Annotated in this window: 17 protein-coding genes and 1 riboswitch; of the genes, 3 read left to right on the forward strand and 14 right to left on the reverse strand. The window is 47.8% G+C overall.

Features of this window, described 5'->3' with window-relative positions:
- Positions 1-308 precede the first annotated feature (308 nt).
- The gene (locus H6629_19755) at positions 309-1,007 is read left to right on the forward strand and encodes a transglycosylase SLT domain-containing protein (GenBank protein MCB9070015.1); all 699 of its coding nucleotides are present in this window, start codon (positions 309-311) and stop codon (positions 1,005-1,007) included.
- Positions 1,008-1,103: 96 nt separating this feature from the next.
- On the opposite strand, the gene H6629_19760 is transcribed toward H6629_19755, so the two are convergent.
- The 10 genes from H6629_19760 to H6629_19805 form a co-directional block, all read right to left on the reverse strand.
- Positions 1,104-1,622, reverse strand: a complete 519-nt coding sequence (locus H6629_19760) for a ferritin (GenBank protein MCB9070016.1) — start codon at positions 1,620-1,622, stop codon at positions 1,104-1,106.
- Positions 1,623-1,702: 80 nt separating this feature from the next.
- Positions 1,703-3,241, reverse strand: coding sequence for a 4-alpha-glucanotransferase (gene malQ / locus H6629_19765; protein ID MCB9070017.1), 1,539 nt, complete (start codon positions 3,239-3,241; stop codon positions 1,703-1,705).
- 228 nt (positions 3,242-3,469) lie between these two features.
- The gene (locus H6629_19770; protein MCB9070018.1) at positions 3,470-4,465 is read right to left on the reverse strand and encodes an iron ABC transporter permease; all 996 of its coding nucleotides are present in this window, start codon (positions 4,463-4,465) and stop codon (positions 3,470-3,472) included.
- Complete coding sequence (locus H6629_19775; GenBank protein MCB9070019.1) at positions 4,462-5,229, reverse strand: heme ABC transporter ATP-binding protein; 768 nt, start codon at positions 5,227-5,229, stop codon at positions 4,462-4,464. Before H6629_19775 ends, H6629_19770 begins: the two co-directional genes overlap by 4 nt.
- Entirely contained in the window at positions 5,226-6,077 is an 852-nt protein-coding gene (locus H6629_19780; GenBank protein MCB9070020.1) for an ABC transporter substrate-binding protein, read from the reverse strand. The genes H6629_19775 and H6629_19780 overlap by 4 nt, the downstream gene beginning before the upstream one ends.
- Before the next feature lie 13 nt (positions 6,078-6,090).
- The gene (locus H6629_19785) at positions 6,091-6,306 is read right to left on the reverse strand and encodes a DUF1289 domain-containing protein (protein MCB9070021.1); all 216 of its coding nucleotides are present in this window, start codon (positions 6,304-6,306) and stop codon (positions 6,091-6,093) included.
- A gap of 18 nt (positions 6,307-6,324) precedes the next feature.
- Entirely contained in the window at positions 6,325-7,410 is a 1,086-nt protein-coding gene (locus H6629_19790) for a YncE family protein (protein MCB9070022.1), read from the reverse strand.
- A 40-nt stretch (positions 7,411-7,450) separates the two neighbouring features.
- On the reverse strand, positions 7,451-9,418 hold the full coding sequence (locus tag H6629_19795; protein MCB9070023.1) for a TonB-dependent receptor: 1,968 nt from the start codon (positions 9,416-9,418) through the stop codon (positions 7,451-7,453).
- A 104-nt stretch (positions 9,419-9,522) separates the two neighbouring features.
- A riboswitch (cobalamin riboswitch) is annotated at positions 9,523-9,698 on the reverse strand.
- A 99-nt stretch (positions 9,699-9,797) separates the two neighbouring features.
- The gene (locus tag H6629_19800; protein ID MCB9070024.1) at positions 9,798-10,166 is read right to left on the reverse strand and encodes a response regulator; all 369 of its coding nucleotides are present in this window, start codon (positions 10,164-10,166) and stop codon (positions 9,798-9,800) included.
- A 19-nt stretch (positions 10,167-10,185) separates the two neighbouring features.
- Positions 10,186-12,384 carry a PAS domain S-box protein gene (locus H6629_19805; protein ID MCB9070025.1) on the reverse strand — a complete coding sequence of 733 codons (2,199 nt, stop codon included), beginning with the start codon at positions 12,382-12,384 and terminating at the stop codon, positions 10,186-10,188.
- 400 nt (positions 12,385-12,784) lie between these two features.
- On the opposite strand from H6629_19805, the gene H6629_19810 reads away from it, so the two are divergent.
- Both H6629_19810 and H6629_19815 read left to right on the forward strand, forming a co-directional pair.
- The gene (locus H6629_19810; GenBank protein MCB9070026.1) at positions 12,785-14,215 is read left to right on the forward strand and encodes an LptF/LptG family permease; all 1,431 of its coding nucleotides are present in this window, start codon (positions 12,785-12,787) and stop codon (positions 14,213-14,215) included.
- 44 nt (positions 14,216-14,259) lie between these two features.
- The gene (locus H6629_19815) at positions 14,260-15,342 is read left to right on the forward strand and encodes an LptF/LptG family permease (protein ID MCB9070027.1); all 1,083 of its coding nucleotides are present in this window, start codon (positions 14,260-14,262) and stop codon (positions 15,340-15,342) included.
- A 35-nt stretch (positions 15,343-15,377) separates the two neighbouring features.
- Here H6629_19815 and H6629_19820 read toward each other — a convergent pair whose 3' ends face one another.
- From H6629_19820 to H6629_19835, 4 genes are all read right to left on the reverse strand, one after another.
- Complete coding sequence (locus H6629_19820) at positions 15,378-17,957, reverse strand: T9SS type A sorting domain-containing protein (protein MCB9070028.1); 2,580 nt, start codon at positions 17,955-17,957, stop codon at positions 15,378-15,380.
- 291 nt (positions 17,958-18,248) lie between these two features.
- The gene (locus H6629_19825) at positions 18,249-19,250 is read right to left on the reverse strand and encodes a flippase-like domain-containing protein (protein MCB9070029.1); all 1,002 of its coding nucleotides are present in this window, start codon (positions 19,248-19,250) and stop codon (positions 18,249-18,251) included.
- A complete protein-coding gene (locus tag H6629_19830) occupies positions 19,247-20,272 on the reverse strand; it encodes a phosphotransferase (protein ID MCB9070030.1) in 1,026 nt (341 codons plus the stop codon). The genes H6629_19825 and H6629_19830 overlap by 4 nt, the downstream gene beginning before the upstream one ends.
- Before the next feature lie 164 nt (positions 20,273-20,436).
- A complete protein-coding gene (locus tag H6629_19835) occupies positions 20,437-22,698 on the reverse strand; it encodes a T9SS type A sorting domain-containing protein (protein MCB9070031.1) in 2,262 nt (753 codons plus the stop codon).
- Positions 22,699-23,047 lie beyond the last annotated feature (349 nt).

The raw sequence follows: 23,047 nt of genomic DNA on the forward strand, positions 1-23,047 counted from the left end.
ATTTAGCTGAATGTTAAGACGTTAGTTTCGCTATCTGCTTTGGAAAAAGCCAAAAATACGCACAGTTTTCAGCTATCAAAATAATTCTTATTATTTTCTTTAGTGAATCCGCGAACTTGCCGAAGGTGATAAATGAAGCGTTAGAAGACTGCGATATTTGACAAGACTTAACGGACCTGCTGCGCTGCAACAACCGGCAGCGAACACATAAGCCGTTGAAAAGACTTTATTTACAGGGAAGTAGCCAGAGGTTGATATTCTGACGTTATGTATCAACGTCCAACTTCAATAACCAGGGAGGGTGAAATATGAAGTTGCTCAATCGTGTCGTTCAGGGTGGATTTGTTATCATGCTCAGCATGATGCTCCAGAACTGCACAACCGTGCATTACCAAACGCGCTTTGACGATTTGCCGTCGCGCGGCAGCAGCCGGTCCGATAATTATGATCCCGATTGGCGATCGGGTCGCGGAGAATCGACACCGCAAGTCAGACAGGAAAAGCAGCAGCAGGCGAGTCAATCCAACGAATCTTTTTACACCACAGTTTCAAATACAGTTGATAAAACGTATGGCGCATTTCGTTATGAAGATCTGATTTTGCAAAAAGCGCGGCGATACAGCATCGATCATTATTTAATGATGGCGCTGGTTGAAGCCGAATCGCGCGGAAATACCATGGCAATCAGCACTTCCAACTGTCGGGGATTAACCCAGCTAAAAATCAGCACAGCGCGGGATTACATGCCCAACGCAACCATCAGCGACTTGCACGATCCGGAGATTAACATCGAAATAGCGTCACAACACATGGCGAGATTGCGCGCACAAGTGCAACAGTTTTTTCCGGATGCAGATTTGATGCAGCGGGTGGAATTGCTCGCAGCAGCCTGGAACGCCGGTTGGGGAAATGTAAAACGCAGTCGCGGTGTGCCCAACATCGGGGAAACCCGTCAATTGGTTGCGCGGGTTTCCCAATACTACCGGCATTTGCGCTGGGGTAATTGATCACAAAATTTTAGCGTCTCCCTTGACCTGCTCTCCAAAAAAAAAGCCCGTCACTAACTGCTCAGTGACGGGCTTTTTATTTTAAAATGTTATTATCTATTCTGAGGGCGCTTCGGTAGCTTTTTGGGCTGCTTTTTCCGCCAACTCTTTATCGAGCATGTATAAGCCGACACCATCGTTGCCAATTAGTTTAAGTTTGTCCAAAATGGTGATCATCTGGGTTTCTTCTTCGCGCTGCTCATCGACAAACCATTGCATGAGTTGCAGGGTGGCAAAATCATTTTCATCGCGGGCAAGTGTGCTGATTTCATAAATAGATTTGGTCACTTTGCGTTCGTGATCCAACCCGATTTGAAAAAGATCCACGAATTTATCGAACGATTTCGGCGGCGCTTTCACTTCCGGAACTACCGCGGTGCCTTCCATTTCGTTGATGTACCGAAAAATTTTGAGCATATGTTCGCGTTCTTCATCAGACTGCGCATAAAAAAATGCTGCGGATCCATTATAGCCTTTTTGGTCGCACCACGAAGCCATCGCGAGATAATATGCGGCAGCATATGCTTCCATGGCAACTTGTTGATTAAGTGCGTCTATCATTTTGTTTGATAACATTTGATCCTCCGTTTTTTTGAATTCATGTGTTTTAATTAGTAAAGTTTTGTGTTAAAAGTCAAATACAATCCACTTTACATTTAACTCACAGATTCATTGGAAGTTTTGTTTTTTCGTGATTTTGGATCTCGCCCAAAAATGTGGGTTATTTCTGCCATTCGTTGCGCATGATGCGGCTGAAGTTGATCCGGCAGTAATCGCCAACTCCAGTTGCCGTCCGGTTTTCCGGGCATGTTCATCCGGGCATCGCTGCCCAAACTGAGCAAATCCTGTAAGGGGAAAATACTCATCAACGCAGTTGACGAACTGGCAAGTCTGACCATATCCCACGAAATATCGTTTTTTATTCCACCCAGATATGCCAAACAATACTGTTGTTCATGCGGTGCAGATTTCTCGAACCAACCCCGGGTAGTATCGTTATCGTGGCTGCCGGTGTAAACGATGCAATTTTGATCGTAATTGTGCGGCAGAAAAGCTTCTTCCGTATCGCCGCCGAAAGCGAATTGCAGGATTTTCATGCCGGGAAAATTGTAATCTTCCCGCAGTTTGCGCACTTCGGGCGTAATGAATCCGAGGTCTTCGACGACAATCGGCACATCGCCGAGCGCTTCCAAAAGGACATCAAAAAAATCGTTTGCGGGACCTTTGCGCCACAAACCGTTTTCCGCGGTTTTTTCGCCGAACGGCACTGCCCAATACGATTCAAATCCGCGAAAATGGTCGATTCGCAAAATATCAACAGTTTCCATCGTCATTTTTATGCGATCGATCCACCAAGTGTAGCCACCTTTTTTCATGCGTTTCCAGTCATACAACGGGTTGCCCCACAACTGCCCGGTTGGGCTGAAATAATCGGGCGGCACGCCGGAAACTTCGGTGGGATTACCGGATTCATCCAGCAAAAATTTATCCTGCGATGCCCAAACCTCGGCGCTGTCGAAATTGACGTAAATAGGAATATCGCCAATAATTTGGATGCCTTTTTCGTTGGCATATTTTTTTATGCCGGCCCATTGTTTGAAAAATTGGTGCTGAATAAATTTGGTTGCCAATATTTCATCTGCCAGCTCTTTTTTGATGCTTTTCAACGCTTTGGATTTGCGCAGCCGGAGTTCTTCATCCCAGGTGTGCCACGACGATCCGCCGAAATGATTTTTAATCGCCATATATGTTGCGAATTCGTCCAGCCACATATCGTCAAATTTATTGCAGAATTGCTCGAACGCTTTCCGCGAGGTTTCGTTGGCGCTCACCAGGAATTTTTGGTAGCTGCGCTGCAACAGCGGCATTTTCCAGTTTATCACAGCTTCGAAATCGACGTGGTCTTTTGAGAACGCGGGTGCATTTTCCAGATCGCGATGATCCAGAAATCCCTCGAACGCCAGCCGGGACATATCAATTAAAATCGGATTGCCTGCAAAAACGGAGGATGTGGAATATGGCGAATTCCCGTATCCGGTGGGTCCCAATGGCAAAATTTGCCAGACGGTCTGTTTGGCTTTTTCCAAAAATTCGATCCAGCGATACGCCATTTCGCCGAGCTCCCCTACCCCAAATCCGCCGGGCAAAGAGGTTGGGTGTAACAAAATTCCGGAGCATCTTTCCAATGTTGACATGTCAAATCCTGTATGTTGTTCAGATTTTCATTTACTTATTTAGCTGCGAAATATAATAAAACAATCGCCGAAAATCCCAATAGTATAAGCGAAATATATGTAAATCCGGTTGGATTTTGGTGACAATTTCAAATGAAATGCACCGGTTGCCGTTCCGGCAGAAAATTCTGTCCGAACGGAAAACGCTATTTTTATCTGATGAAATGGTGTGGATTTATCAATTCGCGATCAGCGGCTGCGCGCCAGCAGCCAGAGAAAAAACGGACCGCCGAGCAAGGTTGTGATGATGCCAACCGGCAAATCGATCGGCGAGAGCACCGTTCGGGCGATGGTATCTGCGATGATCAGAAATCCGCCGCCAAAACATAACGCGGCGGGAATGAGATAGCGGTGATCCGGTCCGCCGAGCATGCGCAGCGTATGCGGCACAATCAGACCGATAAAACCGATCGGTCCGCTGAGCGCCACCACCGTTCCGGTGATCAGCGATGCAACAACGAACATCCACTTTTGCACCCGCTGCACGTTTACACCTTTTGCCAACGCCATTTCTTCGGATGCGCTGATGATGTTGAGCGGTTTCGCCATCGCCCAAAGCCCGAAAATCGCGATGAGCACCACCGGATAGCTTTGCAGCAACGCCCGATAGCTGGTAATATCCAGCCCGCCAATTGTCCAGCGGATCATTTGGTGCGTTTCGGTAAAATCAGCTAAGTAGTGTAAAATCAATATCATCGCGGAAAAAAAATAGCCCAGGGTAACGCCCGCCAAAATCATCGCGTAAATGGAACGGCGGCGGGAAATTCGCGCCAGCCAATACACCACAGAAATAGTGATGAGGCTGCCAGCAAACGCAGCGATCTGCACAGCGCTAAAGCCCAGCCACTGCAACGTAACGCCGGTTTTGATGACCAGCAACGCGCCAAACGCGCTTCCTGCGGAAACGCCGAGCGTGTACGGCGTTGCCAACGGATTGCGCAGCAGTGCCTGAAACACCACGCCGCTGACCGCCAACGCGCCGCCGGCGAGCAATCCCAATAGCACCCGGGGCATACGAATGCGGAAAAAGATGACTCCGGCACTCGTATCCGGACCGGACAAATGCGCCAGTACGTCGCTCAATTTCAGCGATTCACTGCCGAGCAACGGCGCAATGATCAGCGCTGCAATGCAAAGCAGCACCGAAAAAATGAGCGTAAATAATGCGCGGCGGGAGCGTTTCATGGCAAACTCACCAACGGTTTCCCATCACGCGGATGGGTCGTGATCGCCACCGGCGTTTCGTAAACTTCCGCCATCAGCGATTCGGTTACGACGCGCTCCGGCGTATCATCCGCAACAATTTGCCCGTTTTTGAGCACCAGCAATCGCCGGCAAAAGCGAATCGCCAGGTTGATATCGTGCGTCACCGTCACAATCGAATCGAGTGCTGCCGATTGCAAATCGCGCAAAATGCCGAAAAACTGTTGCTGATGATGCAGATCCAGCGACGCTGTCGGCTCGTCGAGCAGCAAAATTTGGGGCTGCTGGCACAGCGCAGAAGCCAAAATCACCCGTTGCTGCTCCCCCCCGCTGAGTTGCGAAAACGCCCGTTCCCGGAACTGCCAAACTTCCGTTTGGGTCATGCATTGTTGAATAATCCGGCGATCTTCGCGGGATTCCGGCGCGAAAGCGGTGGTGTGCGGAAAACGTCCCATCGCCACCATTTCGTACGCCGTATAATCGAATTCGCTGCGAATGGATTGCCCGACAAACCCCAGTTTTCGCGCCAAATCCCGGCGGGAAATCCGGGAAAGCGACGCTTCGCCCAGCCGCACTTCGCCGGATGCGGGATGCAGCATCCCCGCCATTATTTTCAGCAATGTGGATTTTCCGGCACCATTTGGCCCGATAATTCCCACAAATTCGCCGGATTGGATATTTAGGGTTATATTTTGCAATACAGGCGTTTGCAGATATGAGAACGATACATTTTCCAGCCGGATCATCGCATTTTTTCCCGCAGCGAATGATATAACGCCATCGCGGTTTTGCCGATTCGCGGACCGGGAATCAGAAATGCTTTTTCCGTAAAAATGAACAATTGATCATTTTTGATCGCTTCCAAAATGTTCAACGGTTGCCAATCTCGCTGCAATGCGGCTACATCCGTTTTGGCAGTCCCGACCCGAAATTCCATGATGATGTCCGGTTGCTGGCGCACCAAATCCTCTTTCGAAACTTCGAAATAGCGCATCCGTACATCGGAAAATGCATTTTGGATGTGGCATAAATTTACCAATTCTGTGAGATAAGTCTGTTCACCGGCGGCATACAATCCGCGCAAACTGCCCGATTCCCGGCCGATCAAAATTAAGGCATCGCGCGCCGGCCATTTCGCAGTTTGGCTGCGAATCCAGTCGAGCGTATCTTTCAGCCCGGAAACCACCTGCGCTGCTTCGTCGGTTTTTTGGAAAAATTCACCCAGTTGGTGGATGCCGGAAAAAATCTCCGCGATCGTTTCGTTGGACACGGAAATAACTTTCAGATTGAGTTGCTCAAGTTTTGCCTGCATTTCTGCGTTGGGGAAAATGAGCACGGCATCCGGTTTCAGCGCCACCATTTTTTCATAATTTGGATTGAGATACGCACCGATTGAGGGAATTTCCGCCGCAGCAGGCGGATAGCTGCAGTATTCGGTTCTGCCAACCAGCCGATCGCCCGCACCGATGCGAAATACCATTTCCGTGATGTGCGGCGCCAGCGAAATAACCCGCTGCGGTTGCGCATTTATTGCCATCGACGAAATTATCAACATTGCAAGGATCAGCAAAAAACCATTATTTTTAGCGTTCATTTTCACCACTTTTTTATGCGCCTTTGGGAAATTTCCGGCGCTGTTTGCGAAGCTCCAGATCGTTGTAAATCCGGGATTTTGCGGCATCATCCAGCCGCGACCACGCTGCGATTTCGTCCAGCGTGCGGAGACAGCCGGTGCACAACCCGTTTTGCGCATCGATTTTGCACACCCGAATGCACGGCGAAACCGGCAGTTCCGGTGTGTTTTTCAAATTTCCGTTTTTCATTCGCGAAACTCCCTTTTATCAATTGGTTAGATAAATAAATTGCACATCGCCGGGAATAATTCCGGTGCTGTGGCGTTCCAGTTCTGCGCCGTTTTCGTCAAAAATAATCAGTTCGCCGGGCGAAATAAAATCTTTGGCGTCCAGCACAAACAATCGGCCGTTTGCCGGATTGACGCTCACGTGATAAAAAAATCCGCTGATCAAATTGGCATTTACAACTTGCATGGTTGCCGGATTGTATTCCACAATGCCGCTGCCGTTGGAAAAATAGCCTTTCCCGGATGCCGAAATCGCCAGATCCGACGGGTGAATTCCGGCTGCCAGCACCAGCGAATCAACCACGCTATTGGTTGCAGGATCAATCAGCCAGATGCCGCCGGGTGTGTCGTCATTCGGATCGGAAAAATCGCCGTATGCGCCGATGCACAGCACCTGCAACATACCGCCGCTTTCACGAATCCACTGCGGCCCATCGCCCACCGTGATGATTTCTGTAACCGTTTTTGTCGAAAGATCGATCACAGAAATTGTATTTCCGCTGCCAAAACCGGAATTTGCCACAAACAATTTCCCGCCGTGGAGGGCAATTTCTTCCGGATTTGCACCAACCGGAATGCTGTCTTGCACGGTATAGCTGTCCATATTCAGCTGATATATCAGGTTTTTATAGAGCGCACTCACATATCCGTTGCCGTTGCCGTCCAGCACCAAATTGCGTGGGCTGGCACCGTTTGGCAGCCGGATGGTTGCAATCCGCTCAGCGTCCAAAATGCTGATCACCTCAATTTTATGGGAATTGTTGACCACAATATATCCCAGCGTATCGTCGATGACCATGCTGTAAGCCACATCGCCGGGCGCAGTGCCGTTTGCGGCGTTAAATAAATTGTGGAAAATTTTTCCGGAATCCGCACTGTAAAAATCAATCGATGCATTGCCCTGAAGAAAATTCCCTTCATTAATAATGAATGCGCCGGTGATCAACGGCAAAACGGTTTGGTCAGGTCCGGTTGATGTGCTGTCGCGTTCGCAAGATATAATCAGCAGTAGCCCGGTCAACGCGATCACAAAATGTTTTATCCGGTTGAATTTAAACAGAATCAATTTATCCTCTAAACTATTATAAATATTGAAGTTGAACAGCTTATTTATATGCGATTTTCAATCCGATTTTCCATTGCTGCAGTGGAATGGGATACCCTTTGATTAGCTGAAATTCCTCGCGCAGCAGATTGTCCAGCTTCCCGAAAAGTGTAAATTTATATGTGCCAAGCGGCATGTTGTAACTCGCAAATACATTCAGCAATTGATACGATGGCAGCACTTGCGCAGGCAAATTGGACAGCGTTGTGAATCGGAAACTGGCAAACTGCCAGTCGCTGCCCAGTTGCACATTTGCGAACTGCAGTTGTACCATACCGCTGATTTCGGTGGATGGCAGATAAGGCAAGCGATTGCCAACCAATTGGCTGTTTGCAGCTGCGGTTCCGGTCAGTTCGGAAAGCCCGTATTTGTAATGAAAACTTGCATTTAGCCACTCAGTCGGAGTTGTGAAATTCAGGCTGGTTTCGATGCCGCGAGAACGCACATTATCCAGATTTTGCGGCTGCCAAATGTTGTTCGCAGCGGAAACCCAGCGTATCATTTGATCCAAAGTGGTGTGATAATAATTCACTTTTGGCTGCCATTTTCCGTGCCAGCGCACCTCACCCGCAATACCAATTTCCGAGGAAACAGAGGATTCCGGCTGCAAATCCGGGTTGCCACCAGGCTGCCAATACAAATCGTTGAAGGTTGGCGCTCGAAAATTTTTCCCGACGGATGCAAATCCGTACCAATTCCGGTAATGCAGTTTCGTGCCTATTTTTGGCAGCGCCACTGAACCAAAATCTGAAAAATATTCGCCGCGAACAGTGCCCTGCGCAGACAACATCCAGCGCGAGTTGAACGGTTTCAGCCATTCGATCAGCGCAAATCCGGCTACCCTTTGGCGCTCCGGCGATTCATCGAGATCGCTGCTCGTCGCAGTTGCGCTGCTAGCTTCTAACCCTGCAAACGCCTGCCATGCCGCTGATATTTTATGGCGGAATTGCAGGGTTCCGCCCCATTCTTCGTTCACGTGGCGGCTGTTCAGCGGATCACCGTTGATCACCAGATCCGGATCGTTGAATTGCTGCCAATCTTTTCGACGATACAATTGCGCGCTGATCCGGCTATTTCCCGAAAATCTGGCATCCCATTTTAATCGCAGCAGCAATTGCTCATCAACAAACCGGGCGCGCCCCTGAAATCCTTCTCCAGCGGTAATGGCATTTGGTGCGCCATGTTCATTGTTGATGTGAAGCGCCTGCCAGGTCAACATCTGTTTTCTGCCCAACGGCAGCCATCCGGCGTAATCCAGCTGGGTTTTCGAAAAATCGCTGTTTCGTCGATTGAAATTTTGGGAATCGAGCAAAAAGGCGTATTGGTTTTCGCTGTCGTTTTTTTGATATCCGAAAGAATGCCGCAATTTACCTGTCGGCACCCCGAGGCTCGCCGATACAGATTTTTGCCCATACGCACCGACGCCGGTAGTCAGTTGATATTGCAAATCCTGCTGCGGCGGCGCCATCCGGATATTCACCACACCGCCAACCGCGCCACTCCCGAACAGGCTGGAATTGCCGCCTCGATAAATATCGATTTCGGAGAAACCGGTCAAATTGTAATTGCCCAAACTCAACACACCCAACTGGGCGTTACCTAGTGGCACACCATCCAGCAAAATGAGGGTATGCTCTGCGCCAAGTCCGCGCATGCTGATGGTTTGGGTGGCTTCATTGCCACCGTAGCTTTTCAGAAATAATCCGTTTTGGTGAGACAGAACTTCGGATAGCCCGGCATCTTGGGGCGTTTTCGAGAGGTGGATGCGTGATATATCAGTCGGTAAATCCATTTCGGAGAGCAACGGCGCGCTGCCGATAATTCTCACCGTATCCGATTTGAACACATGCAGCGAATCGACAGCCGGTTGTGCCAGCACAGAACCGGAGCAACCGAGCAGCCCAGCAATGCCGAAAAACCGGACTTGTTGGATTATCCGTTTTGCAATTTTCAACAATGTGCGGTACATAAAAAAACCCCACTGTCCGGTTGTACCGAAGCAACATTGGGGTTTTATTCACTCAACTCTATAAATTCCGTGTTATAGAAACCCCAATCTCCCCTCGAAGATTTATTTGGGTCACCTGCACCAGCCGGTCTCCTGACTTCGGCTTCAACCTACTCGCTCGCCTTCCCATTCCGGTTTAGCCGGAACAGTGGCTCTTTTGAGCTTTCGTACACCTTCACAGTTGCGGGGCAGTGGCGGATTTTAACCGCGCTTCCCGTTCACTGGTGCAAGTTTTCATCTGCGTCAATAATTGAGCGTAGATGTTATTTCAAAGATATCCTGCAAAAAAATAATATATGTCGCGAATATATTAAAATCAACAGAATAAAAAACAGCGGAATTACCGAACTACATAACCTGTTGTTAAAACGCGCTTTAATGCACTTTTCAATTCGGTAAGATCAGATGATTTTACGACATATTCTTCTGCAGCCCAGCTCATGAAATTATCTTTGTAGTGCGAATACGCCGTGTGGATTATCACCGGGATATTAGGGTTGATGCTCAACAATTTGCGCATGGCATCCAGCCCATGCATGTTTGGCATCATCAGATCCAAAATGATGGCATCCGGTTGATGTTCGCGCAGTTTTTCAACTGCTTCTACGCCATCTTTGGCTAAAACGACTTGGAAGCCCATTTCGGAGATTTCTGCTTCATACAGCATCCGTTGGGCGACTTCATCTTCGACAATCAAGACTTTTGACATGTCGATTCCTCCTGTGAAATTATGGTGTAAGAACGTTACTTAACTCAGGGTTTAGCGGGAAAAGCAGGCGAAAAACGGTGCCCGATTGCGGATCGCTTTCCACAGAAATCGTTCCGCGATGTGAATTTACAATTTCCTGAACGACGGATAATCCCAACCCCGTTCCCTGAGATTTTGTGGTAAAAAATTTTTCGAATATTTTATTCATTTGATCCGGTGGAATTCCCGGACCGTTATCGGCGATGGAAATAACAACCTGACCATTTTCGATTTGCGATTGCAGCGATATTTCCGCTTCATTTTCGCGGGCTTCCAACGCATCCACCGCATTTTTGATCAGATTCAGCAATGCCTGATACAGCATTTTCGGGTCACCCAAAATGGTGTGCTGCTCATCCGGCGACCACGCGAAATTCAGCGCAATATTTTTTTGTTCAATCACATGCGACATCGTGTGCCCAACCTGCTCCAACAATTGTTTGACATCCACCGTACGTTTTTCCGGCGGACGCGGATTGGCAGTACCGAGCAGATTGTTCAAAATATTTTCCAGATTTTCCACCTGCTCGCGAATGATGCCAGCGTATTGCTTCAATTTCGGGTCATCCAAAATTTTGCGCTCGATAATCCGGGCGAAACCGCCGATGGAAACCAGCGGATTACGGATTTCATGTGCTACTTTGGCAGACATTTCGCCAATCGCCGCCAACCGTTCAGCGCGTAACAATTGCTCCTGTGATTCTTCCAACTGTTTGTAGGCAGATTGCAATTCGTTAATGCGTTCCGCCAACGCCGAATACAGCCGCGCATTTTCCAGCGCAGAACCAGCCAGGCTGGCAAACAGACGCAACCCTTCCACATCCTCACCGCTGATTTCGCGATTGTTGATGCAGTTATCTGCAATAATAACACCGAGTTGCTCTTTTTTGGTGAATATCGGAACGATGACAAAATCGCGGCTGTTGAGCAGTTCGAGAAGACTCCGGTCGTCAATCACCATCGACAGCGGATCGGTGATGCCCATTACCTTGCCTTCTTTTACGCGAATCACCCTGCGTCTTTCCATCGCTTCCAACAAAATATGTGGGCTGCTATCCATCGGCACAGAAATTTGCCCGACAATTTCGTTCACTTTTTTATCAGCGCCGTTGAGGTCAATTTTGTAAATCTGGACAATATCGCGCAAATAATGGTGTTCGTGATTCAGCTCCGTCCAAATGCGGTTCGCTTCATCTTCATCCGATGGGCCAATGGCGAGGTGCCCCTTGAGCACCTTATTTTCCTGATCTGCAAGTAAAATAAACGCACGGTTAAATCGCAATCCCTGCCCCGCGGTAATCGCGATGAGCGTGATCCGCATGATATCCAGTTCATCGTGGATGCGGTATAAAATTTCGTTCAATTCATTAAGTTTGGACAATTCCAGAATGGTGCGCAGCAGTTCGAATTCGAGATCTTTGCGGGCGTGAATGTCTTTTAAAATTTCCGAAACGCCGATCGAATCGCCATCTTCGTCGTAAACTTCGTTCCGGGAAATATCCACATACACCAATTTTCCATCTTTGCAGCGGCGCTGTGTTTCGTATTTCTTGAGCACGCCACGTCGCCGGACTTCGCTGTTGAGATAGGTCAACTCACCCATTTCAATCAGTTCTGCCGGCATAATTTTTTCGATGGATTGCCCGACAATCTCATCCGTCGAGTATCCGAAAATTTCTTCAGCGCCGGCATTCCATTCGCGAATCAGGTTTTCGTGATCGATAAAAATGATGGCATCAGACGTGCCTTCGACAATCGCACGATAGCGTTTTTCCTTCGCCCGGAGCTGATCTTTCATTTCTTCACTTTGGGTGACATCGAACCCGACCCGAAGCGTGCCCAGATTTTGCTTTTCGCGGTTGTAAACCGGAAAGCTGAAAAATTCCAGATAGCTGGTTCCCGGCGTTGCGGTTTTGTTGCTGCTGTAAATTGTACGGGAAAACGCGCCCGGCGTATCTACCGGATCTGCTTTTTCACAACCTTCGCAAACCGCCTCACAGGGCTCCAAAATATTTAAACATTGGGATGGTTGCCCCGTTTTAATCTCAGGAAACTCTTTGGAAAAATACCGGTTAAGCCACACAATACTATCGTCTGCATCCGTCAGATACATAAAAACGGGGTAATCGCCAATAAAACGATCGAGCAGATTGAGTGTGTTTTGTAACTCGGGAAACATGGGTAAACCTGTGGCTAAATGAGAAAAAATTAATGTGTCTAAATTTGAGTAAAAATAACGGCTTAATGACGAAGATCTGGAATAATTTACTGATCGTATTTTTGACAAAAAACTTTAGTTTTTATCAAAAAACATTTCTTTTTTTATTAAAAAACCATACTAACTGGCAATTGGAAGCGAAGCATTTGAGGATGCGGATTAATTCTGAATCAGGTCGCTAATATCTGCCGGAATCCAAATCCGTTATGGTTCAATGTAGTAATGAAATTTGCCGGACGCAATTTGTTAAAGTGTTAGGTTCAAAAAAAATTAGTGTTTTCATTTGGGTAATCTGTTCATCAGGTATAAATTTGTTTTTTCTGAAATTCAGCGTCAGCGAAACGCTATTAAAGTGAACTGAATGAAAATATTACAACGATACATTATCAGAGAACACCTCGGTCCGTTCTTTTTTGCGCTGGCGGTAATCATGTTTGTGTTCGTTACCAAATTTATTGTCCAGCACATCGGGCGATTGTTTGGCAAAGGCTTGCCGGTTTCCACCATCTTTGAATTTGTCTATCTCAACCTCGCATGGATGATGGCGCTGGCGGTGCCGATGTCTGTTTTGATTGCCGCGCTGATGGCATTCGGGCGCTTTTCCGCAGACAACGAAATTACCGTGCTCAAATCTTCCGGCATCAATTTGTATCGCATTATTACGCCATCGCTGGTGTGGGCAACGATTTTAACGCTGTTGATGATTTGGTATAACGATCGCGTGTTGCCGGAATTTAACCACCGTGCCCGCATTCTCGCGCGAAGCATTTCCCAAAAAAAACCGACGTTCGAACTGGAAGAAGGCATTTATCTTAAAATCAAGAATATCAATATTTTAGTTGAAGAAATTGACCGTCCGATGGCGAATTTTGAATCCCAGAATGTTGATATTGTCCGCCCGGATTATTTTCCACCGGGTGCGGACAGGCTGAAGCATATCACGATTTTTGATTACAGCAACCCGCAAATGCAGCGTACGGTTGTCGCGGATTATGGCTATCTGGTGTTCGATGCTCAGCGCGAACAGTTGATTTTTAACCTGTTCGACGGCGAAATTCACGAAGTTGATGCTAAAGATTATACGGAGTATCGGCGACTCCGTTTCAACAAAAATGTTTTCAACGTGGAAGCCTCCGAGCAGGTGTTCAAACGAGCGGAATCCGGCAGTCGCGGGGACCGGGAAATGACCATCGCGATGATGGACGCCGAAGTGCTCAGCTATCGCAAAAAAATTGCTGAGACCGATTCATCGCTGGATAGGGAAATTGCCAAGCTGGTGCCCCAGCCGGACAGCGTTGCCAATTGGCTCACCGAAAAATCGACCATGCCAGAAGTGCCGGAAATGACGTACCGCCGCTCCGGCGCGCGCGCCATGCGCCAGATACAGGCGACCACCCAGCGCATGAAAAATCAGCAAAGCAACCTCGATCACTACAATCGCCAGATTTACAAATATCAGGTTGAAATTTACAAAAAATTCTCGATCCCGTTTGCCTGCATCGTGTTTGTGCTCATCGGCGCGCCGTTGGGCATTCGCGCCCGCAAAGGTTCGCTGGGCGTCGGTGTTACGTTCAGCGTCGGGTTTTTCCTGATTTATTGGGCTTGCCTGATTGGCGGCGAAGAACTTGCCGACCGGCAAATGGTCCATCCGGCACTGGCGATGTGGTTCCCCAACATCGTTGTCGGGGTGTTCGGTCTGTATCTGACCATTCGCACGGTTCGCGAAACCACTTTTATCCAATGGGAAAAACTGCCCAAATTTTTGCAGTTTTTCTTTAAATCAAACGAATAAACTGCGCTGTTTTTTTCGCAAAAACGATTGTTAACAATACACTTATGAAAATTCTTGACCGATACATTATCTCCAAATTTTTGGCGATCCTTTTTTACACAACAATGGCTTTTATCGCCATTTTTATTGTGGTGGATTTTGTCGAACATCTCGATAAATTTTTGGGCGGCAACGCCACCTTTGTCGATGTTGCGTTGTATTACGTGTATTACATCCCCTACATCATCCAGCTAACGCTGCCGGTAAACATGCTACTCAGTAGCTTGTTTTCTCTGGGTACGATGGCGCAATACAACGAACTGGTTGCGACGCTCACTGCCGGCATCAGTTTGTATCGCGTGGTGCTGCCGATATTAATTTTGGCGCTGATCATCAGTTGCATCTCCGGATTTGCCGGTGAAACAGTGGTGCCGGAAACCAATCGCCTGAGGCTGGATATTTACCGATACGATATCCGCAACGAATCGCGCGAAAAACGCGGCACCGAGCGACAAATTGCCGTTCAGGATTACGATGACCGGCAGGTAAATATTCTGTATTACGATGTCGGGAAACAGCGCGCCAACAATGTGAACATCGTTTGGAAAGAAGGCACCAATATTCTGGAACGCTGGGATGTAAAATACATGCTCTGGCGAGATTCGCTGAATGTTTGGGAACTGCACGACGTCACCAAACGCGTGTTCCGCGACAGCAGCGAAAGCGTAACCCGGGTGGACAGCGCCCGATATATGGACACCCGAATTTTGCCAGAAGACCTCATCGACTTGCAATTGAAACCGGAAGAAATGAATTTTGTCGAACTGAAAAGCTTTATCGAAAAAATGGAATCGATCGGTGCGGATGCCCGGAAATGGATCGTCGATTTATACATGAAAATTTCCTATCCGCTCGCAAATTTCATTATTGTGTTGTTTGGCGCACCACTCGCATCGCGGAAACGCCGCAGCGGTCCGGCATTGGGATTTGCACTGGCACTGCTGATCAGCTTTGTTTACTTCCTGTTTATGCGCAGCGGGCAGGTGCTCGGGCACAACGGAACACTGGAACCGTGGCTGGGTGCGTGGATCGGCAACATGGTGTTTTTCGCCGGCGGATTGTTTTTGATGATTCGCGCCCGCAAATAAAACGGGGCGAACCAAAGCCCGCCCCGCAATATATCTTATCGGATCACCACAATGCGATCCTGTTTGAGGACTCGCGAATTTTCATCCTTCACCTGATACACATAAATACCACTGGGCAAACGGTCGGCATTTTCCAGCACATCGATGCGGTAGGAATCTGATTCAAGCCCGCTCAAGCTGGCTTCGTACACTTTTTGCCCGACCAGTGAATACAGCTCAATGCGCCGCACGGTTTCCGGCAGATTGCGGAAAATCATCTCCGAATGACCTTTCGCCGTTTTGATGGGATTCGGGTAAACAATCAGCTCCGTCACCTCTTTCGGGTCTTGCTCATTGCGGAAAACGCCGGTGGTTAGCGAATCCAGTAAAACGGTCAGCGCATTTTGTTCATCGCGAAGCCGGATTTCGTAAAAATATTGCTGTCGCGGCAGCAAATTTGTCATCAGAAATGAATGTTGGGTCGCCAGATTGCTGTTGCCCAACTGCTCAATCTGAGCCGGATTTCGCCAATATCGCAGCTCGGATCGCGATGACAATTCGCTGTTGAAACTGATGCGAATATCGCCGTTATCTGAATCCTGCAGCGTCAAATTAAAGATACCGTTGCGCGGCGAAACGAATACCTGCACCGTCGCGTTATCGGTTTCGCCGAACGGATCGCCCACGCGAACCGCCAGATTTGCCTCACCACTCCAGTCCGGTTTTGGCTGGATTGTCAACGTTCCGTCTGATCGTCTGTAAATAATATCCAGATTTTCAGATGCGGCAAATTCCCACGTAAGTTCAGTAAAAACATTGCTGGAATCGACAACGTGATTTCGCAAATCGAGCACCAGCACACTGTCCTCCGCAATCGTCAGCGGACCGGAAAAAACCAGATGCGGCGGCGTATTTTGCTCCGAATACAAAATGGTCACCTGTTTTTGAAATGCTGCGCCATGCGGATCAGTCACTTCAAAAATGCCGCTTTCAACAACATTGCTGCCCTGCGGAACGATGCGCAAAATGCGTTCCGATTCGTTTTCCCACTCAAACGTGAACTGGCTGTAACCGGTAAACGACCAATTAAGCGAGCGCACAGGATCGTCCACATCATCCGCATAAATTTTCAAATCGAACGTGTTGCTGGAAATATCCGGAATCCGCAATTCATCCAAAAAAAGCACCGGTCTATCGTTCACCGATTGGATATTCACCGAAACACTCACGCTGGCGATGCTCTGATCCGGGGCAGTGGCGCTTACCTGAAAAGCGTCCTGCCCGAACCAGTTTGGCGATTGCGATTCTATTTTTAACGAACGATCGAGCGCACGAAACGTGTACCGTAAATTGCTACCTCCCGAAAAACTCCACAGCAACTCCGCAGGTGTGAAGTTGGTAACCGTTACGTGATCGTCCAGTTGCAGAATCAGCGAATCGTCTTCTTCGAATACAAGTGGCGGAATAGTGATGGTTATCGTCGAATTACTGACGCCCGGCGCGATGAGCGTCACCTGCGCGGAAACCGTTGCACCGGCAACATCGCGAACACGAAACGTGCCCGTTTCCGTTCCACCGGCAGATGGCGGCGTTATCCGAACGATATCGTTGGTTTGATCAACCCACTCAAAACTGAAATCGTTGAAATTCAAAAATTCCCAGCGCAAATCGACCGTCGCGTCGTCCACATCGCTGGCATATTGCTTCAAATCGATCTCGTTTTGATTGGGATCGCTGGTGAGATTGAGCTGCGACAAATTGATCACCGGCGGATCGTTCACCGCAGAAATGGTGACAGCCACATTATCGGTTGCGCTGGCGTTATCCGGCGCGGTTGCCGTGGCTGTAAAACTTGCCTGCCCGTTAACATCCGGTTGGGTGGACTGAATGGTCAGCAACCGGATGCCAGCGTTAAATTGCAGATTGAGCATTGCATCGCCGCTAAATTGCCAACTGATTTGCGATGCTGTAAAATTGTCGACGGTGACGCATGTATCCATCGTGATTGCGAAACTTCCGTCTTCCGCAAATTGCACATCCGGAATCGACACACTAATTTGCGTTGGCTCAATTCCTTCAACAATCGAAAAATTGACGGTCTGTTCATCGAAAAAACCATCGTCATCGACAGCGCGAATGGTGAACGAAGCCGCACCCGTAAATCCTGATGGCGGCGTTAATCGCAGCGCAGTATTTTCAACCGCAACTGAAATATTGCTTTCCTGCGAAATGGTGATGGTCAAATCACCCGGCGAACCGTCCGGATCGCTCAAAAAACTGCTGAAAGCGATGGTCGTATCCCCGCCGTTGCTGACGGAGCTGATCGACAGCGAAATTTGCGGAATGCCCGCTTCGGCTGTATTGGAAAAATTGCTCTGCAACCCGCCATCATCGATGGCAATCACCCGATAGCGATAGCTGTTTCCGGGCGTAACATTGTTGTCCACAACCTGCGTTGCGGGATGTGCGACATTCTGCAGGCTGCCAAAACTGCCGTTATTCACCGACCGTTCAACGCGATAACTTGCGATATCCGGCTCTGTATTTTGATCCCAAACGATTGTCAATTGTCCGGTTTGCCCGGCAACGCTGCCCACCCAAATCCCTAAAATGATAATAAATAAAATCCGTTTCACGATTTTCCGCTCCCAATTTTTATTCCGAATGCAGCTATTGCAAAAGGGTTGCCAGTCAGGTAAAAGAAAGGATGAAGGATAAAGGGTGAAGGATAAAGGTCAGATTATATAAATAGATAAACTCAATAATTACAGCTATTTGAAAATGAATATTTTGGAAAAAATATTTCGAGATTTGATTGAAAAATACTTTTGGGGCGGGAAATATCTGCGGTTGGCGATTGGGAAAATAGTTTACATTTCAGAATAAAAATACAAATTCATACTTAAAAATTTATTCTTTATCCTTTATCAATGTTGTCGCACTTCTTTGCGGATTTGCCGGAAAGACAACCCTTCTTTGAAAAAGAATATGATGCCCAAAACGGTGATCGGGATATATTGAGTCAGGTTAAAAATGACTGATGCGCCAACGGCGTCCGCTTCCGGAATGCCAAAATAACCGAGTGAAAAAATAAACGCAATTTGTGTAATACCGACATATCCGGGCGAAGATGGCAAGACAATCACGAACGCCAGCACCACAATTGTTATCACGGATGCGATGGCCAATTCCCAGCCGGGAATGTCCAAGCCCATCGGATAGCCCTTCAAAATCATGAAAATTGTGGCTGCGAGATGCGCCCAAACGAATGCAGAAATGAGCAATAATTTGAAAATCTGAGCGCGATTTTGAAAAACGGTCAGCCCAAACAGAAACATCTGCACTTTTTCTGCAACATTTTTGCGGATGCGATTGGGCAACTTTTCGACGATCTGCAGCAACATTTTGCGCAAACGGCTTTTCTCGGAGGAAAGGATAATCATCAATCCTATCAACAAAAAGAGAACCGCGCCAATTGCCAAACCACCCAATTGCAATGATTGCGGCAACGGTGCAAATGGCAGCACCAGCAAAAAAATGATGATCAGTCCAACGCCATCCAATACGCGTTCAACGAGTACAGTTGCGAGCGTCGCAAATCCACTGACATTTTCTTTCAGCCCGAGCAGATACGGTTTCAGGAAATCTCCGGCGTGCGCCGGTAAAATATTATTGCTCATGAAACCGATCATCGTGTAGGTGAAAACAGTGCTGTAACTGATATCTTTTACCGGGCGGAGCAGTATTCGCCAGCGCCATGCCCGCAAAAACATGGACATCACCGCCATCGCCGAAACAGCGATAATCGTCAGCCAGCTCACCCGCATCAGCGAGCTCCAAAAGCTGCCGATATCAATTTTGTCGAATGCGAGATACAGGAAAAATCCCGAAAACCCGAATGACAGTAATAATTTGACGGCATGAATCATAATGAAATATTCTTGAATACATCTTCAATATTTTCAACAATTAACGAATCGAGCAACCGGCGCAGAGCAGCTTTGGAAACCGGCATTCCGGCAATGCTTTCGCTCGATTTTTTGACGAGATACACTTGAACATATCGTTCGAATAAATATAAACTGACAAACTGCATCAATAACGATTTCTCGATCGGATAAACGTCGTGGTAGCGTTGCAAAAACACATCCAGCAAACGGTACGCCCTTCGCCACGGGAAAATCAGCGCGGTCCGTGTCAAAAGAATATCACTGCACATTCTTGCCAAATCATTGTAACGTGAACCGGTACCGCAGGTTTCGTAATCCAATAGATGAACGCGATGGTTGTGAACCAGCACATTCCGAAAAGTACAGTTGCCGTGAATCAGCGTTGGTTGCGGATCGACCGGCGAATGCGTTGCCAGCCATTTTTCTATTTTTTTACCGGTTTCATCGAGCTTTTTAGCTTTTTTGAGGCGATCGGTCAGTTTTTGATGGAGTGATTTGGAAATGGTTGGCGCATTCGCCGAAATACCGTTTTTGTGGAATAACGCCAGCATTTCGCCAAAATCGCCGAGAACGGCGCGCATTTGTTTAATGCCGCTGCCCGGTTGCCAACATGACCGATAAATCACCTGATTAAGCTGCTCACCCTGCACCTGCGCTGAAACAATAAACGCCGGTGAATGCGAAACACCAACGGCTTCGACCGGCAAATATGCGGGCGTTTGTTCCCAAACATCGTTCGCAAAACGATAGCCGCGTGCCTCCCCAATCAGTCCGTCTGTTTTGCCATTTTTGGGTATTTTGAGATACCACAGCCGCTCGCCGTGCACGCGATAAACCACATTTCGCCCACTTTGAAAATAGTCGATGCGCAACTCTCCCGCTTCGATGGATGTATCGTTTTGGCCATCGCGGAGCGTTTCGTAGTGTGCTGCAACTGCGTCAAAAATTTGCGTCAGTTCCGGAGATTGTGTTTCAGTTGGTGCGGTTGCGATAATTTCCATTGATTTGTTCTGTAAAATGATTGTCTTGCCGCTATTTTTTGAATCAGATTGCGACGATAAAATCGGGTCAACAAAATACGCCGATAATTGGGGAAATCAAATTATCGGCGTATTTTCTGTGAAAACTTAGTTGATTTTTGGAACCAGCCGGTGCGCAAGCGCAATTATCTGGCTAAAATCATTTTGATCGTTTTGGTGAAATTATCTGTTCGCAATCGCACGAGATAAAAGCCCGAAGCGACTGTATTGCCAAAGTTATCGGTCGAATTCCATCTGTAAATATGCTCACCCGGATTCAGTTCACCGGAGAAAAGGGTTTTCACCGCCTGTCCGTTGATGTCGTAAACTATCAACCGGGCTTGTAGCAACTCGCCAACGCGGAAACGAATATTGGTTTCGTTATTGAACGGATTGGGATAGTTGGCATACAATTGGAAATCTTCGATGCTGCCCGCCGCGATAACGACCCGGACAATTTGGCGATAGGCAATTTTTTGTCCATCGGAATCGATGCTGGATAAACGGTATTCGTAGCTGCTATTGCTGAAAATTGCGCCATCCGGATAGTCATATTCGCTCACTTTGGCGATATCGCCAACACCGGGCATCCGCCCGATTTCCCGAAATTCGGGTTCGGTGCTTTCACGACGATCGATAATCCATTCCAGATTTCCCGATTCCGCTGCGCTGACCCAATGCAGGTTTACCCGGCTATCCGCCACAGTTGCAGAAAAAGAAGTGAGCACCGCCGGACGATTGGTGAGATTCGGTGCTCTCGGCGTTCCGGCACCGGCTATGCCGGAACGGTTGTAATCGATATAAATATTTTCGCCATTGTTGGGTATCAGGTTTCGCTCGAACAGTTGTCGCGGTGACCATTCCGGCTTTGCGTTTCCGTGCGCATTGAAATAGTCGATAGCGGTGGATAGATCATCAGCTATCAACGCAATGCCGTCACTTCCGCCATCAAACGTAAATCCCGGATTTGTGAAATCGGGAGTGATATCATATTCAGCTGCGAAAGCGGTGGCATTCCGGCAGATTACTTTGTAACCGAATCCATCAATCGTGCCACTCAAAGCCTGGGTTGCCGGGGACGGGTTATCGTCATCTGAATAGATCATCGAATATCCGGTAAGGTTTATCGCTAATGCAGTGGTGTTGTAAATTTCCACAAATGAAGCATCGATATTTCCCGCGCTGTTAACTTCGGAAATTACCAGCGGGTGAGCATTTTCGGCATTCAGCGGCAGGATGTTACACCATACACTGCCGGCACTATCGTTCGCGGCGATAACCATTACATCGCTGGTTGCGGTCAACTGCTGATACGATACGGAAAGGTCATTAAATCCGTCCGTATCGTGCTGAATGATGGGAATCCAGTCTGAGGTTACAATATCTCTGAGGCTGTTTCGGTCCAACGCAACGTATTGGATGCTGTTGTTCAACGTTGCAAAGATGTATAATTTGTCATTGGTTTCATCCAAACTTAACGCCGGGCGGGTTCCACCGGGCGCCTGAACATTGAACACGGACCAGTTGCCATCGCTGATGCTGCGCCGGAACAACGCAAACGTAACGCCGGCCGGGCTTAGCCCGCCATACTTCCCGACCAGATACAAATTCTGCTCAAAATCTTTGATGATGCTAACGTGGTTATCGCCGGTAAATTCTGGATATCCATAGTTTAAACCTTCTTCTACCCAGTTACCGGGAATTGCCGGATCATCGCCATCTTTCAATTTGAAAAACCGGAATTCGGGTGAGTTGCTGTTTTCGCCAAGAACCAAACCGATATAATCATTTTGTTGATCGCGAAAGGCCACTGCATCGGTCATGCTCCGGGAATTCAATTCGTTCAAAATATCAAAAAATTGCCAGGTGGCGCCGTTGTCATCGCTGAATTGACCCTGCAATGAATTTGCAGTATTTGATGTAAAAATGAATAATCTGCCATTGTTTGCGCGGGTTATGCATCCGGCATGATTGTTATTTGAAGTCGTCGTAACTGCAACCGGGCCAACCCCGAGCGACCAGTTTTTGGTGCTATTATTGTATTCCAGCCGCCAAAAACGGGATTGTGCCGTATCCACAATAAACAGCAGATCGAGTTTCGATTCGATATAGCCATCAACATACGATACCTCATCCAGGCTGTTATCATATAAAAAGGATTCAACCCAATTTCCGTTATCGTATTTGTAAATATAGCGATTGCTACCGTCGCCGGATTTCACAAAAAGTCCCCACCAAAACCCGTCATGCCAAAACACTTTGCTTTGGTTTGAACGCAGGGTTTGTTTGGCAACACCCGGAATTTCCCGACCGGTGGTTTGCGCGTTTGCTGTTGCAAGCCAAAAACAGATGGCGAAACATATTTGGCAACAAATGCGAACGCTATGGCGGGATAAGCTGTCGTTCATTCGTTTATTCTTTTCATGATATTTGGATTAAAAGAGGCAGTTTGATTCATCCCGGAATTACTGCATCAGCGGTGCGTTGTTCCCCAGCAGGTGAAATATTTTGCTGCCACAATTATTCAGGCATAATCGATAAAACAACCCTGTGATGTATCAATAAAATACAACCGGCAGCTGATTTTTATGACTATTATTTTATGTTTTTTGGTGTACCGGTGTTCCGTGAGCAGTTTTTTATCATCGATTGGCTCACCCGTTCAAAGCGTTCAGCAGCAGAATTCCAACAATGAAGCTGGCTTCGCAATTTGGAAATGCGATTGGATATGCACACACTAAATGTTGATTGAAGGGT

The sequence above is a fragment of the Calditrichia bacterium genome (assembly GCA_020634975.1).
GTDB lineage: Bacteria > Calditrichota > Calditrichia > RBG-13-44-9 > J075 > JACKAQ01.

Bases quoted from the DNA above. Each gene is read 5' to 3' on its own strand.
- H6629_19760 (MCB9070016.1), bottom strand. From the start codon at position 1,622: ATGTTATCAAACAAAATGATAGACGCACTTAATCAACAAGTTGCCATG.
- H6629_19780 (MCB9070020.1), bottom strand. From the start codon at position 6,077: ATGAACGCTAAAAATAATGGTTTTTTGCTGATCCTTGCAATGTTGATA.
- H6629_19785 (MCB9070021.1), bottom strand. From the start codon at position 6,306: ATGAAAAACGGAAATTTGAAAAACACACCGGAACTGCCGGTTTCGCCG.
- H6629_19815 (MCB9070027.1), top strand. From the start codon at position 14,260: ATGAAAATTCTTGACCGATACATTATCTCCAAATTTTTGGCGATCCTT.
- H6629_19755 (MCB9070015.1), top strand. From the start codon at position 309: ATGAAGTTGCTCAATCGTGTCGTTCAGGGTGGATTTGTTATCATGCTC.
- H6629_19830 (MCB9070030.1), bottom strand. From the start codon at position 20,272: ATGGAAATTATCGCAACCGCACCAACTGAAACACAATCTCCGGAACTG.
- H6629_19835 (MCB9070031.1), bottom strand. From the start codon at position 22,698: ATGAACGACAGCTTATCCCGCCATAGCGTTCGCATTTGTTGCCAAATA.
- H6629_19775 (MCB9070019.1), bottom strand. From the start codon at position 5,229: ATGATCCGGCTGGAAAATGTATCGTTCTCATATCTGCAAACGCCTGTA.
- H6629_19800 (MCB9070024.1), bottom strand. From the start codon at position 10,166: ATGTCAAAAGTCTTGATTGTCGAAGATGAAGTCGCCCAACGGATGCTG.
- H6629_19795 (MCB9070023.1), bottom strand. From the start codon at position 9,418: ATGTACCGCACATTGTTGAAAATTGCAAAACGGATAATCCAACAAGTC.
- H6629_19810 (MCB9070026.1), top strand. From the start codon at position 12,785: ATGAAAATATTACAACGATACATTATCAGAGAACACCTCGGTCCGTTC.
- malQ (MCB9070017.1), bottom strand. From the start codon at position 3,241: ATGTCAACATTGGAAAGATGCTCCGGAATTTTGTTACACCCAACCTCT.
- H6629_19825 (MCB9070029.1), bottom strand. From the start codon at position 19,250: ATGATTCATGCCGTCAAATTATTACTGTCATTCGGGTTTTCGGGATTT.
- H6629_19805 (MCB9070025.1), bottom strand. From the start codon at position 12,384: ATGTTTCCCGAGTTACAAAACACACTCAATCTGCTCGATCGTTTTATT.
- H6629_19770 (MCB9070018.1), bottom strand. From the start codon at position 4,465: ATGAAACGCTCCCGCCGCGCATTATTTACGCTCATTTTTTCGGTGCTG.